The 14,333-nt window shown below is 38.6% G+C and carries 11 protein-coding genes; all 11 read left to right on the top strand.

Going from position 1 to position 14,333, the window contains the following annotated elements; genetic code table 11:
- The first annotated feature begins 1 nt into the window (after position 1).
- The 11 genes from wecB to wzzB all read left to right on the top strand — a co-directional run bounded on the left by wecB (position 2) and on the right by wzzB (position 14,309).
- Positions 2 to 1,126 carry a non-hydrolyzing UDP-N-acetylglucosamine 2-epimerase gene (gene wecB, locus AC0IWZ_RS13225; RefSeq protein WP_471677100.1) on the top strand — a complete coding sequence of 375 codons (1,125 nt, stop codon included), beginning with the start codon at positions 2 to 4 and terminating at the stop codon, positions 1,124 to 1,126.
- 137 nt (positions 1,127 to 1,263) lie between these two features.
- Positions 1,264 to 2,331 carry a glycosyltransferase family protein gene (locus AC0IWZ_RS13220; RefSeq protein WP_471677101.1) on the top strand — a complete coding sequence of 356 codons (1,068 nt, stop codon included), beginning with the start codon at positions 1,264 to 1,266 and terminating at the stop codon, positions 2,329 to 2,331.
- Positions 2,332 to 2,461: 130 nt separating this feature from the next.
- Entirely contained in the window at positions 2,462 to 3,379 is a 918-nt protein-coding gene (locus AC0IWZ_RS13215; RefSeq protein WP_471677102.1) for a glycosyltransferase family 2 protein, read from the top strand.
- 90 nt (positions 3,380 to 3,469) lie between these two features.
- Positions 3,470 to 4,507 carry an EpsG family protein gene (locus tag AC0IWZ_RS13210; RefSeq protein ID WP_471677103.1) on the top strand — a complete coding sequence of 346 codons (1,038 nt, stop codon included), beginning with the start codon at positions 3,470 to 3,472 and terminating at the stop codon, positions 4,505 to 4,507.
- 23 nt (positions 4,508 to 4,530) lie between these two features.
- On the top strand, positions 4,531 to 5,289 hold the full coding sequence (locus AC0IWZ_RS13205) for a glycosyltransferase family 2 protein (protein WP_471677104.1): 759 nt from the start codon (positions 4,531 to 4,533) through the stop codon (positions 5,287 to 5,289).
- A 199-nt stretch (positions 5,290 to 5,488) separates the two neighbouring features.
- Entirely contained in the window at positions 5,489 to 6,595 is a 1,107-nt protein-coding gene (locus tag AC0IWZ_RS13200; RefSeq protein ID WP_471677105.1) for a glycosyltransferase, read from the top strand.
- A 2-nt stretch (positions 6,596 to 6,597) separates the two neighbouring features.
- The gene (cpsB, locus tag AC0IWZ_RS13195) at positions 6,598 to 8,031 is read left to right on the top strand and encodes a mannose-1-phosphate guanyltransferase (protein WP_471677106.1); all 1,434 of its coding nucleotides are present in this window, start codon (positions 6,598 to 6,600) and stop codon (positions 8,029 to 8,031) included.
- A gap of 51 nt (positions 8,032 to 8,082) precedes the next feature.
- Entirely contained in the window at positions 8,083 to 9,453 is a 1,371-nt protein-coding gene (gene cpsG, locus AC0IWZ_RS13190; RefSeq protein ID WP_471677107.1) for a colanic acid biosynthesis phosphomannomutase CpsG, read from the top strand.
- 289 nt (positions 9,454 to 9,742) lie between these two features.
- Entirely contained in the window at positions 9,743 to 11,293 is a 1,551-nt protein-coding gene (locus tag AC0IWZ_RS13185; protein ID WP_471677108.1) for an LTA synthase family protein, read from the top strand.
- 151 nt (positions 11,294 to 11,444) lie between these two features.
- Positions 11,445 to 12,857, top strand: a complete 1,413-nt coding sequence (gndA, locus tag AC0IWZ_RS13180) for an NADP-dependent phosphogluconate dehydrogenase (protein WP_034496554.1) — start codon at positions 11,445 to 11,447, stop codon at positions 12,855 to 12,857.
- 465 nt (positions 12,858 to 13,322) lie between these two features.
- A complete protein-coding gene (gene wzzB / locus AC0IWZ_RS13175; RefSeq protein WP_471677109.1) occupies positions 13,323 to 14,309 on the top strand; it encodes an LPS O-antigen chain length determinant protein WzzB in 987 nt (328 codons plus the stop codon).
- The last annotated feature ends 24 nt before the right edge of the window (positions 14,310 to 14,333 follow it).

Below are 14,333 nucleotides of genomic sequence, written 5' to 3'. Positions count from 1 at the left end.
TATGAAAAAAATACTTGTAGTTTTTGGTACTCGGCCTGAAGCCATAAAAATGGCGCCAATAGTTGATCAGCTAAAGAATGACACCAGATTCGAATATAAAGTCTGCGTAACGGGTCAACATCGGGAAATGTTAGATCAGGTATTGAATTTATTTAAAATTTCTCCAGATTTTGATCTCAATGTAATGCGACCAGATCAGAATCTTATCACGTTGACTAATTCAATTTTGACCGGCCTCAATGAGATATTTAAAGTTTATAGGCCTGATATTGTGTTAGTTCATGGTGATACGACCACTACACTGGCTACGTCGCTTGCTGCCTATTATAATCAAATCCTCGTCGGGCATGTTGAAGCTGGCTTAAGAACAGGTAATATCTATTCACCTTGGCCTGAAGAAGGTAATAGAAAGTTAACTGGATGTATAGCTAATATACATTTTTCGCCAACAGAAATATCGGCCCAAAATTTAACCAAAGAAAATATTAACAGTGACTGCGTTCACATCGTTGGTAATACCGTTATTGATGCACTGCTAATGGCGAAAAGTATAATAGATAATAATGGTGATTTAGTAAGTGAATTGGAAGGGAAATTACCTTTTACCGTATCTGGGAAAAAAATTGTGTTGATTACGGGCCACCGCCGGGAAAATTTCGGTTTGGGTTTTGAAAATATATGTCAAGCAATAAAGAATATCGCCTCTGAATTTAAAGATGTTTTGTTTGTTTATCCAGTACATTTGAATCCACAGGTTCAGAAACCGGTTAAGAAAATGCTAAGCGGGTTGGAAAATGTATTGTTGATAGAACCATTAGAGTATCTACCTTTTGTATATTTAATGGATAAATCATATTTAATTTTGACAGACTCTGGAGGTATTCAAGAGGAAGCACCTTCATTAGGAAAGCCTGTTTTAGTAACTCGCGAGACAACAGAAAGACCTGAGGCAGTAAGTGCAGGTACAGTGAAGCTTGTCGGTACGGATTCGGTGAGCATTTACAGCGAAATGAAAATGTTACTAACTAATGACGAGGCATATCAAAAAATGTCAGAAGCTTCAAACCCTTATGGGGATGGAAATACCTCATCTAAAATATTAAATATACTAGCCTCCTATCGCTAGTGTAATTACATTATTACTTATACTAATTGTGATTTGACTAATTATTAGATTTGAATTAGCTAGACATTAACATGTTCAGTAATGATGTTCTTTACAACCACTCCTTGTGAGAAAATTCAATAACAAATGGTGATGTGATGATAGTTTTTATTGTTGATTATCCAACTGAAGAAAACCTACGTGATGGGATGATGCAGCGCGTTGCTGCAATAGATACTTTGGTTGAAGGAAGTCAGCGTGTGTACTTGGATATTTCTTTTAAACGAAATCTTAGAAGAAAAACCGTACTCGTCGATAATTGTATCATTGAGCATGTTAATTTCTTTTTGCATGCAGCGTGCATTAGAAAATATTTAAATGAAGCGAAATTAATATATGTTCATTCTATTTATAATTTGTTAAAAGTTCATTTTTGGTACGATGCATGTAAAACAGTTTTGGATATCCATGGAGTTGTGCCTGAAGAATTGGCTCTAATGGGTAAGTATAGACATGAAAAAATATATAATATTGTTGAGCGCAAAGGAATAGAAAAATGTTATAAATTAATACATGTCACACATTCAATGCTGCACCATTACGAAATTAAGTATGATATTAAACTAACAAGTAGGTCAATAATCCTACCAATATTTGAATCGAACAATGTTAATGTCATTAATGAAAAATGGGGTTCAGAGTTTATTAAAGTTGCATATGTTGGTGGAATGCAAACATGGCAAAATATTGATTTGATGATTGTGCTAATTAATGAAATTAACCAGCAACAACATTTAGCAATTAAATTCTCATTTCATTTGTTTTTCCCAACAAATCAAGTCGAAATATTTAAGAATAGATATAGCCACATAATCCACTATGATAATGTATCCGTTGGGACGCTACCAAAAGAAGAAATAATAAATTTCCTCGCAGGCTGTCACATGGGATTTGTTCTACGTGATTCAATTGTAGTAAATAAAGTCGCTTGCCCAACCAAGTTAATTGAGTATTTAGAATGTGGACTTGTGCCTATTATCAAGTCTCCAGAAATTGGCGATTTTAATTTATTTGGATATGATTATGTTGGAGCTGCTGATTTATGTAAAGATCAAAATTTGAATATGCTACGAGCAAAAAGCAATAATAATTATGAGGTTTTAAGTAAATTTCATAATATGGCAAATGAATCTAAAATAGAAGTCCAAAAACTTTTTCATAGATAATAATCTCGGTTCATCATCTATAAAAATTTTTATCGATGAATGAATTGTTGCATTCATGAAACATGAAAATGCTGCACGAACATATATTGTGCCGTTATTGGATTGTAATTAAAAATAATGAGTTTTGTATATGCATGAAAATAAAATAAAAATTGTAGGAATTATAGTTTTGTATAACCCCGATGTACAAGCACTACGACATATACTTGAAAGTGCGTCTACACAGCTCAGTAAAATAATTTTAATTGATAATACGGAAAGCGTTGAAAAAGAATATTATTCTGATGTTATTGAAGAGTATAGTGGTGCTATTGAATTTATAAGCGCTGGGGGAAATATAGGAATTGCTGCAGCACAAAATATCGGTATACAGCGTGCAAAACTTATATCGGCTACACATATATTACTACTCGACCAGGATAGTCGATTGCCAGTACATATGGTAGATAAATTATTTGATACAGAGAATAAATTAAAAATAAATGGGATTAATGTGGCTGCTGTGGGACCAGCATTCTGTGATGTAAAAACACAGAAAGTAAGTGGTGCAATTATTATTAGACCATTTTATAAGAAAATTGTTCCTGTGAATTATCATCATGCTGAAAGGACTGATTACCTGATTGCTTCAGGTTCATTAATAAGCATGGGTGTTTTAGAAAAAGTAGGGTTAATGGACGAGTCACTTTTCATCGACTTAGTGGATATTGAATGGAGTGAGCGGTGTAATAGAAAAGGATACTCTTCTTATGTTGCTCCAGATCTCGTGATGGAACATAATATAGGTAGCGAATGCACCAATGTGATGGGAAAGAACGTTATCATTCATAATGATTTTCGTCATTACTTTGTCGTCAGGAATTCTATTTATCTCTTATTTAAGAATAGGTTAAGTTTCCCTCATAAGATTTTTATTTTTTTACGTTTACCATTATTCATTATTATTCATTCTTTTGTGGCAAAAAATAAAGCAAGAAAAATTCAGGTTTTCCTTGTTGCTATTAGAGATGGTTTGATTGGAAAAATGGGTCGTGGCTATTTCAATTAATAATACAAGTGTATCCATAAACGATTTATAATTATTCATAGAGTTATGTATATAACCATTGCAGCTCGTATATAAGATCGTAAGGTTAATATGTTCATTTATGTAGCAATATTTGTTCTAATTGTATTGTTGACTTTCCAAAAAGAGCAAGGTTTATATTACAAATCTATTTTATTCTTGCTGTTTATTATCTGTGCATTTAGGGGCGGGGATGTTGATAGGGACTATCAAAATTATTTATCTCTTATACATTACTCAGCAGAAGATATATTTTATCCAATAGAACCAACTTTTAAAATAATTAGTTGGTTTGCTATGAATTTATTCCGATATGAAAATGTGCTGTTTGTTATTTACGCAGCAATTATAGTTTATTTTAAAAATAAATTTATACAAAGAAATTCACCATTTATATTGCTATCCTTACTTGTGTATTATTCAAATACTTATTTTCTACATGATATGACGCAAATAAGAGTTGGAGCTGCAAGCGCAATAGCTTTTTTTTCTTTGAAATATCTTATTAAAAAAAATAAGTCAAAGTTTTTTATTTTTTTATTAATTGCTTGTTCATTCCATTATACTGCAATTTTATTTAGTGTTGCTCTTTTATTTAATTCGCGTAGGATAAATGCTAATTATATTATTATTTATTCCTTAATGCTTATTACAGTTTATGCTGCCTATTTTTTTGGGTTTAATGTATTAACTCTTTTAGGTTATATTAATATACCTTATATTCAAACAAAATATTCGGATTACAGTGCGCAAAATGCCAGCGTTGATTTTGTTCCGATTAATGTTTACTCAGTTCTTCAATTTATTCACCTAGCTATTGTTTTTTACTCATTTTTAGCATTTCGTAAAATACATGTATCTTCAGAAATTATATTGATTACGAAGTTATATACTTTAGCTCCGCTGGCTTTAGTACTTTTTTCATTTATTCCTGTTTTTTCACTACGTATAAGTGAATTGTTTTCTGTTGCGGAAATAGTACTGTTACCTACCTTGGTCGCATTGACTAAGCAAAAAATGATTTCTAAATTATTCGTGATCGCAGTTGCAACCTGCATGTTCTATATTAATATATTTCACGTGGGTATATTAAATAACTATTCATTCTAGATTTATATTAATGAGCTTTGATAATGAAAAAAATTTCGGTATGCATCCCAACATATAATGGTGAAAAGTATATTAAAGAACAATTGGATAGCATCTTAATGCAGTTATCTCATAATGATGAAATTATTATATCTGATGACTGTTCAAATGATAATACGCTAGCCATCATTAATGCGATTTATGATCCGAGAATTAAAATAGTAACTCATGAAAAGATCGAAGTGAGAGGGAACAAAACGGAGGTTAATGTTGGGCTTGTTTCTAATAACTTGCAAAATGCATTGAAATATGCGCAAGGCGATATCATTTATCTTGCTGATCAAGATGATATTTGGAAGGCTGGGCGTATATCAAAAACGTTACCTTATTTTGATAGCGAAGATGATATTGCTAAAGTTGTTGTTTGTGATTGTACGATCATTGATGATGATAAAAATGTTATCAATGGATCATATTTCAGTTGTATTAAAGCGAAAGATTCTTTTTTTAATACCTTCTATAAAAACCCATATTTAGGTTGCTGCATGTGTTTTAATAAAGAATTGTTAAAAAAATCATTCCCTTTTCCAAGGAAAAGTATTGGGCATGATTTATGGATAGGTTTGATTGGCAAGATTTTTGGAAAGGTTATCTTTGTTGAGGAACCCTTAGTTTTATATCGACGACACGATATGGCAGTATCAACTTCTGGTGCTGTAAGTAATACTACTCTTCTATTTAAAATAAAATACCGTGCATATCTTCTTTCGGAAGTACTCAGAAAGGTCTTGTCTGGTATTTGATTTTAGTTTTTTATGGAGATTTTCCATACTAAATTTTGTGGTTATAGATGCTTTTATTGCGTGCTCATATATTCATTAATAACTTATGAATAACCATTTTATGGGGTTGTTTTCTCATGGGGTTATTAAATATTTAAAAGCATACATGGTTTTTTCTTTTCATCTATACCATGCTTATAAAGCTATTACGGTGCATGATATGAAAGTTTTACAAGTTTGTAAGTTTTTTCCGCCTGTATTTGGTGGTATCGAGCAAGTCGCTTATGACATAAGTGACGGGTTTCGTACATTATACTCTCGAGCCATTGATGTTTTATGTGTAGATAATAAAAAAGAAAATTCAGAAGAAGAGCATGCTTATAAAATTTATAGGTGTGGGATCTTGGGTGTAATATTTTCCACGCCTATTTCATTTTCATTCATTCAAAAGTGGCGTGAAATACGTAATGATTATGATGTGATTCATTTACATTTGCCCAATCCATTAGCTGTTGTTGCTTTATTTCTTTTTCCCACTAAAAGTAAAATTGTTATACATTGGCATAGTGATATTGTTAAACAGAAAAAACTTTTATTTCTATTTAAGCCCCTTCAGACATGGATTTTAAAGCAAGCAACAAGTGTAATCGTTACTTCTCCTATTTACGGGAAAGCATCAATTGCATTACTACCATATCAGAAAAAATTAGCTTGTATACCAATTGGCATTGATGAAAACAAAATGCCAAGTAATGTATTATTTGAGAATGAATTACATAAGAGATACGCTGGTAAAAAAATTGTCTTTTCTTTAGGAAGACTTGTTTATTATAAAGGATTTGAATTCCTTATTAAAGCTGCTAAAGAATTGCCTGAAGACATAGTTATACTTATCGGCGGTGAAGGAGATCTTCATGATCAATTAGCTACTTTGATTAATGAACTTGGTTTGATTAATAAAGTTTTTTTATTAGGTGGCATACCATATGATCAACTTTCTTCTTATTATAAATTTTGTGATATCTTCTGTTTACCATCTATTCATGAGTCTGAAGCTTTCGGTGTAGTTCAACTTGAGGCCATGAGCTTTAAAAAACCAATAGTCTCGACCAATATAGCTAATAGTGGAGTTCCATGGGTGAATAAAAATGGTTTTTCTGGTGTAGTGGTCGAGCCTCGAGATTCTCTAGCTCTAGCTAAGGGTATTATTTCTGTACTCGAGAATGTTGATGTTCTTTCTGAAAATGCCTATTTAAGATTTCAAGCGGAGTTCACTAAAAATAAAATGGTTGAGTCCCTCAATCATTTATATTCGGAGTTTGAATAATTATGAATTTTCAGATTACACCAGTTGTCCTAGCAGGTGGAGCAGGGAGCCGTTTATGGCCGTTATCCCGTGTTCTGTACCCGAAGCAGTTTCTTTGCCTGACAGGGAAACTGACGATGTTACAAACTACCATTGCCCGATTAAACGGTGTTGAATGTGAAAGCCCGGTGGTGATTTGCAATGAAGAGCACCGTTTTATCGTAGCTGAGCAATTACGGCAACTTAATAAGCTCACGAAAAATATCATTCTGGAACCAGTCGGTAGAAATACTGCACCAGCTATAGCTCTCGCTGCATTGGCTGCTACTCGTGATGAGAAAAATACAGATCCTCTGATGCTTGTACTTGCAGCAGATCATTTTATTCAAAATGAAGAAGTCTTCCGGGATGCCGTAGTTAAAGCGAGTCCTTATGCTAATATGGGAAAACTAGTTACTTTTGGTATCGTGCCTCAATCGCCTGAAACTGGCTATGGTTATATCCGTCGTGGAAAACCGTTAAAACCAGTTAATAATTTCAATTGTTTCGATGTTGCACAGTTCGTGGAGAAACCGGATCTTGACACCGCGCAGGCTTATGTCGCCAGCGGCGAATATTACTGGAACAGCGGCATGTTCCTGTTCCGCGCCGGGCGCTATCTCGAAGAGCTGAAAAAATTCCGCCCGGATATCCTCGACGCCTGCGAAAAAGCGATGGCGAATATCGACCCTGATCTCGATTTTGTGCGCATTGACGAAGCGGCGTTCATGGCCTGCCCGGATGAATCTATCGACTACGCCGTGATGGAAAAAACTGCCGATGCGGTGGTCGTGCCGATGGATGCAGGCTGGAGCGACGTGGGATCGTGGTCATCATTGTGGGATATCAGCGCCAAGAATCAGCAGGGTAATGTGCACCACGGTGACGTGATAAGCCACGATACCGAAAATAGCTATATCTATGCGGAATCTGGACTGGTCACCACGGTTGGCGTGAAAGATTTGATCGTGGTGCAAACCAAAGATGCGGTGTTGGTTGCGAACAGAAATTGTGTTCAGGATGTTAAAAAGATAGTCGAAGAACTTAAAGCAAGTGGCCGCCACGAACACCATAACCACCGCGAAGTGTACCGCCCGTGGGGTAAGTACGACTCTATTGACGAAGGTGAGCGTTACCAGGTGAAACGCATCACCGTGAAACCGGGCGAAGGCTTGTCTCTTCAAATGCACCATCACCGCGCCGAACACTGGATCATCGTGGCGGGTACCGCGAAAGTGACGCTGGGCGAAGAGACAAAACTGCTCGGTGAAAACGAGTCCATCTACATTCCGCTGGGCGTGACCCACTGCCTGGAAAACCCCGGCAAAATCCCGCTCGACCTGATTGAAGTGCGTTCCGGCACTTACCTCGAAGAAGACGACATTGTCCGTTTCGAAGACCGGTATGGGCGCCTTTAACTTTTGTCGGATGACGCTGCGCTTATCCGACCTACAACATTCAGGATGATTATGAACGCACTGACCTGTTTTAAAGCCTATGACATCCGTGGAAAGCTCGGTGATGAGCTGAACGAAGATATCGCAGAACGCATTGGCCGCGCTTATGGCGAGTACCTGAAACCGAAAACTATCGTGCTGGGTGGTGATGTGCGCCTGACCAGCGAAGCGCTTAAGCTTGCGCTGGCAAAAGGGTTGCAGGATGCGGGCGTGGACGTGTTGGATATCGGCCTGTCCGGCACCGAAGAAATCTATTTCGCCACCTGGCATCTGAACGTGGACGGCGGCATTGAAGTGACCGCCAGCCACAATCCGATGGACTACAACGGCATGAAACTGGTGCGCGAAGGCGCTCGCCCAATCAGCGGCGACACCGGCCTGCGCGACGTGCAGCGCCTGGCGGAAGCCAACGACTTCCCGCCGGTTGATGCTGCAAAACGCGGCAGCTACCAGAAGATTTCGGTGGTGGAGGCGTATATCGACCATCTGTTCACCTACATCAACGTGGCTAACATCAAACCGCTGAAGCTGGTGATTAACTCCGGTAACGGCGCGGCTGGCCCGATTGTCGATGCCATCGAAGCCCGCTTTAAATCACTCAATGTGCCGCTGACGTTTATCAAAGTGCACAACCAGCCTGACGGCAACTTCCCGAACGGTATCCCGAACCCGCTGCTGCCAGAGTGCCGCGACGACACCCGCAATGCGGTGATTGAACACGGCGCGGATATGGGGATTGCCTTTGACGGCGATTTCGACCGCTGCTTCCTGTTCGATGAGAAAGGGCAGTTTATCGAGGGTTATTACATCGTCGGCCTGCTGGCGGCGGCCTTCCTCGAAAAACAGCCGGGGGCAAAGATTATTCACGACCCGCGCCTGTCGTGGAACACGGTGGATATCGTCGAGCGGGCAGGTGGCACGCCGGTGATGTCGAAAACCGGGCATGCATTCATCAAAGAACGCATGCGCCAGGAAGATGCGATTTACGGCGGGGAAATGAGCGCCCACCACTATTTCCGTGATTTTGCCTACTGCGACAGCGGGATGATCCCGTGGCTGCTGGTGACGGAACTGCTGTGCCTGAAAGGCAAAACCCTGGGCGAACTGGTGTGTGACCGCATGGCGGCGTGGCCGGCGAGCGGGGAAATCAACAGCAAGCTGGCGGACCCGACAGTCGCCATTGAACGCGTACAGCAGCACTTTGCGCCGCACGCAGAGGAAGTTGATAACACCGACGGTATCAGCATGGCGTTCGCCGACTGGCGCTTTAACCTGCGCAGCTCGAACACCGAGCCGGTGGTGCGCCTGAATGTGGAATCGCATGGTGACGTAAATTTGATGGAACATCAAACAGAGATTATTCTGCGAATTTTACGTCAATAAACTCAAATCAATGTTCTGTGCAATATTGATATATTGTATATCACTTCAGCATTGAGAGTGTCATAAGATGTTCTATCTCTCTAGTGCAAGAAATATAAAGAACAGCATAATGTTTTTGATGTATATGTGTAAGTCCAGTGGATGAGTAATAGATGAAAACGCAGAGTATAAGTAAATATTTGCTTAAGGCATTTGTATTGAAATTCAATTTGGTTATCCTGGCATGAATATGAGATATTTTTCTAATTTATTTCCGCTTGTTATAGTTTTTATTCTGTCGGGAGTCTTAGTGTCCTTAAGTGGAAGATTGGATCTTCTGTTTTGGATTTATTTGGAAAGCTCAATAATATATTTTTTCATCCTGTCATCTAATCTGAAATTCAAAGGTGTTATTTGGTTTACTTATAACGCTTTGTTAGGTGTGCAAGTCGCATCAGTATATTCTAGTGGTTATTATATTCTCCCGCTGACATTATCCAATGCTAGTGAGTATTCAGCATTAGGTATCAATGCTATAGCTAAATTATCATTTATAGTATTTGCGTTTGTTTTTTCTTCTTTGTTTATCCGCATGGTTAAATCAAAACCTAGAAAAAAATCAATTAAAATATTGGGTGCATCAATAACTGCCGTTATAATAATTATGTTGCCGGTGCCATTGCATGCAATTGCCAATACAATCTCTTCCTATTATTCACAAATCACGTACAAACCTGATTACAATTACCCGGAATACGCGAAAAAATACTTAAAAGCAAGTGTCTGGAATGAAGGGCCGATTACCTCCCTCCTTAATAAGGACACTAAAAATGTCATTGTGATATTTACTGAAGGAATGTCATCATCAATTATTGATAAGGTTAATAATCAACAACTGAATATTACACCAAATATAGATGCTCTTTATGATTCTTCTATAGTTTTTGAAAACTATTATAATCACACTGCCGCAACTTTTAGGGGTTTGAGAGGCCAGCTAACTTCTGCATATCAATACAAAGATGGTAATAATTCCCAACAAGACGGGTTTGCACAAATTTCAAACGAAAAAGTAACTTCTATCTACCAAAAGCGACTTGTATCACTTCCTGAAATACTTAATAGGTATGGTTATCGAACATACTTTTTAGCCTCAACGGAAAAACATAGCACTCTAAATACCATGCTTAAAAGCATGTCTTTCACGCAGGTGTATGGGATGGGTGATTTCGATGGATATCAAGATGATCGCATGACTGATAAGCAGACATTTGCAGCATTGAGAAAACTTTTGTTGGACCAGAAACAACAACCTTTTTTCATCGGAGTCTATCCTTCTGGAACTCATCACGGTAGAGATAGTCCTGACCTGAAGTATAATGATGGGAAAAATCCATATTATAATAAATTTTTTAATTATGATGCTCAGCTTGGTAATTTCATTAATTTTTTTGATAAGAGTGGTTTTTATAAAAACACGTTGTTAATAATTACTTCAGATCATTCAACTTTCCCAACGCCTGAGTTTAAAAAATCCTTTGGAATTAATGCGGATTACTTCGTAGATCAAATTCCTTTGATTCTTCATGGTGCAAATATTACTCATCAAAAAATTGATGCACATGCTTATAACAGTTTGTCATTAACACCGACAATATTACAATTGCTAGGTGTTAATAATGAGCCAAACTATTTTTTAGGATGCTCACTATTAGATAAATATTGTAGCAGTCAATTTTCTAATATGTCTGCAGTAGGTGATTCCTATTATCAAACATCTTCAGGGAAATATCCTGAGTATAATGTCAAAGAGCTACCGGAGAATCTTTATATTAAAGAATTCTATAACATTAGTGGTTGATTAATAAATGACATTTTAATATGCCAACAAGCATATAAGTTCTGTGATTTGTAATCAAACTCTACCTTCATGAAAGAACCTGAGTTAACATCAAGACAACATTAGTACGGCGTTGAAGTCGTAGTAACCTTCCAAAAGACAGGAGTTTGTAATGTCCAAACAACAAATCGGCGTCGTTGGTATGGCAGTGATGGGGCGCAACCTGGCGCTGAACATCGAAAGCCGTGGCTATACCGTTTCCGTGTTCAACCGTTCTGGCGATAAAACTGAAGAAGTCATCGCAGAGAACCCGGGCAAGAAGCTGGTTCCTTACTATACGGTGCAAGAGTTCGTCGAATCTCTGGAAACTCCTCGTCGCATTTTATTAATGGTTAAGGCAGGCGAAGCCACGGACAAAACCATTGATTCTTTGAAGCCTTATCTTGATAAGGGTGACATTCTTATCGATGGTGGCAATACCTTCTACCACGATACCATCCGTCGTAACCGTGAACTTTCTGCGGAAGGTTTCAACTTTATCGGTACCGGTGTTTCTGGTGGTGAAGAGGGCGCATTGAAAGGTCCTTCTATCATGCCTGGCGGTCAGAAAGAAGCTTACGAACTGGTTGCCCCAATTCTGAAGCAAATCGCTGCTGTTGCTGAAGATGGCGAACCATGCGTTACCTATATTGGTGCTGATGGTGCTGGTCACTATGTGAAAATGGTTCACAACGGTATCGAATATGGCGACATGCAGCTAATCGCTGAAGCCTATTCACTGCTCAAAAATGGCCTGAACCTGTCGAACGAAGAGTTGGCAACAACCTTCACCGACTGGAACAAAGGTGAGTTAAGCAGCTACCTGATCGATATCACCAAAGACATCTTCACCAAAAAAGATGAAGATGGTCACTATCTGGTTGATGTGATTCTTGATGAAGCAGCAAACAAAGGTACAGGCAAGTGGACTAGTCAAAGCTCGCTGGATCTGGGTGAACCACTGTCTCTGATCACCGAATCTGTATTCGCACGTTATATCTCTTCTTTGAAAGAACAACGTGTAGCGGCTTCTAAAGTGCTGAGTGGCCCGCAGGCTAAACCATTTGCTGGCAATAAAACTGATTTTGCCGAAAAAGTGCGTCGTGCATTGTATCTGGGCAAGATTGTTTCTTACGCACAAGGTTTCTCCCAGCTGCGTGCAGCATCTGAAGAGAATAATTGGGATCTCAACTACGGTGAGATTGCTAAAATTTTCCGCGCAGGTTGCATTATCCGCGCTCAGTTCCTGCAGAAAATCACGGATGCGTATGCAGAGAACCCTGCTATTGCAAACTTGCTGCTGGCACCATACTTCAAGAAAATTGCTGACGAATACCAACAAGCTCTGCGTGATGTGGTTTCTTATGCTGTGCAGAATGGTATCCCAACGCCAACCTTCTCTGCTGCTATCTCTTACTACGACAGCTACCGTTCAGCAGTTTTGCCTGCTAACCTGATCCAGGCGCAGCGCGACTACTTTGGTGCGCATACCTATAAGCGTACTGATAAAGAAGGCGTGTTCCATACTGAGTGGATGGAAAAGTAATTACTGTTCTCTAAGTTAAATATAGCTTAAAGCCAGTGGAGTGTATTCCCCACTGGCTTTACTTTTAATCGTAGTATGAATTTTCATAATTTCGTCTCCTGCTGATTCGCTCATTTTTCATACCGAACTTGTCGAAGGCATTATTTACACCAATACGAGAGAGGACCGACTCCAAAGCGCTGAGCGTTTTAATTCATGAGTTTTAATAAACTATTCTTCATCAAGTCATATAAAGTATTTATTAGAAAAATCGCTTAAATTAAATTTGTTGGAAAATTTTCTGGTTGTTTATTGAACAGTTAAGTTTGAAAACCGTTAGTGGTATTAAATAATGTATTTTAAAATGTTATTTTCGGGTTAATCTGACAAAAATTTTCCTTTACCCTCAGGTAATTTCCCATTTATCCGATTATACTTACCTGGCGGGGCTATCGCATTTTGTGAACTAATTCTCCTAGGGTAAACATGAATCCAGATAACCATAACATGGTGAAAAACCACACGGGCAGCACTCAGGAATCTATTGATTTAATTGATGTTATTGTTCAGTTGTGGAAAGGTAAAGTCACCATCATCGCTTTTGCTGTTCTTGCTATCATTCTTGCTGTTATCTATCTATTCGTCGCTAAAGAGAAATGGACCTCTGAAGCTATCGTTACGCTTCCTGATTCAGGGCAGATAGCGAACTACAATAATGGCATGAATGTTTTGTATGGCCCTGGCGCTCCAACGATTGTTGACATACAAAATCGTTTCTTTGGCCGCTTCAACTCTGCCATTTCAGCTTTATCTGAGCAGTTAGACAATCAGGAAAAACCTGAAAAACTGACTATCGAAGAGTCAGTTAAAGGTCAACCAGTGCCACTGAAAGTAAGTTATGTCTCTACGAGTGCGGCAGAAGCGCAAAAAACACTCACTACTTATATTCAGCAGATCAATAAACGGGTTGTCACTGAACTGGACGATGACTTGAAAACAAGCATCAACTCTAAAGTCGAGGATCTGAATGTAGATTTGGCGACTAAAGAGAAAATCGCTCAAGAGAAGAAAGACAAGCGTCTGGAGATTTTGAATCAGGCATTGATCGTTGCGCAGCAATCCAATATCAAGAATACCCTGGTTCAGCAGGCGGAAACTTTGTCTGAAGATACTTTGTTCGTTCTGGGTAGCGATGCGCTTTCAGCTACCATTAAGAATGAAGCGACGCGTCCATTGCCGTTGGATGAGTCTTATTTCAATGCGCGCCAAACCTTGTTAGCTATTAACGCATTGAAATCTAAACCAGAAACAACGTATGCCTTCCGCTATGTGATGAAACCAAGTTTACCGATTCGCCGTGACAGTCCTAAAAAGGGTCTGACGTTAGTCCTCGGAGCGTTAGTCGGGCTGATTCTTGGCTCAGGTGTCGTTCTTGGTCGTAACGCGTTACGCAATTACAAACCTGTTGTATAGCGTTGTCGCGATATCAAAAGAAAA

Source organism: Buttiauxella sp. AC142, from assembly GCF_979253435.1.
The sequence above is the reverse complement of the archived record's forward strand: the minus strand, read 5'-3'. Positions and strand labels throughout refer to the sequence as shown.

Bases quoted from the DNA above. Each gene is read 5' to 3' on its own strand.
- cpsG (WP_471677107.1), top strand. From the start codon at position 8,083: ATGAACGCACTGACCTGTTTTAAAGCCTATGACATCCGTGGAAAGCTC.
- AC0IWZ_RS13210 (WP_471677103.1), top strand. From the start codon at position 3,470: ATGTTCATTTATGTAGCAATATTTGTTCTAATTGTATTGTTGACTTTC.
- AC0IWZ_RS13205 (WP_471677104.1), top strand. From the start codon at position 4,531: ATGAAAAAAATTTCGGTATGCATCCCAACATATAATGGTGAAAAGTAT.
- AC0IWZ_RS13200 (WP_471677105.1), top strand. From the start codon at position 5,489: ATGAAAGTTTTACAAGTTTGTAAGTTTTTTCCGCCTGTATTTGGTGGT.
- gndA (WP_034496554.1), top strand. From the start codon at position 11,445: ATGTCCAAACAACAAATCGGCGTCGTTGGTATGGCAGTGATGGGGCGC.
- cpsB (WP_471677106.1), top strand. From the start codon at position 6,598: ATGAATTTTCAGATTACACCAGTTGTCCTAGCAGGTGGAGCAGGGAGC.
- AC0IWZ_RS13220 (WP_471677101.1), top strand. From the start codon at position 1,264: ATGATAGTTTTTATTGTTGATTATCCAACTGAAGAAAACCTACGTGAT.
- wzzB (WP_471677109.1), top strand. From the start codon at position 13,323: ATGAATCCAGATAACCATAACATGGTGAAAAACCACACGGGCAGCACT.
- wecB (WP_471677100.1), top strand. From the start codon at position 2: ATGAAAAAAATACTTGTAGTTTTTGGTACTCGGCCTGAAGCCATAAAA.
- AC0IWZ_RS13215 (WP_471677102.1), top strand. From the start codon at position 2,462: ATGCATGAAAATAAAATAAAAATTGTAGGAATTATAGTTTTGTATAAC.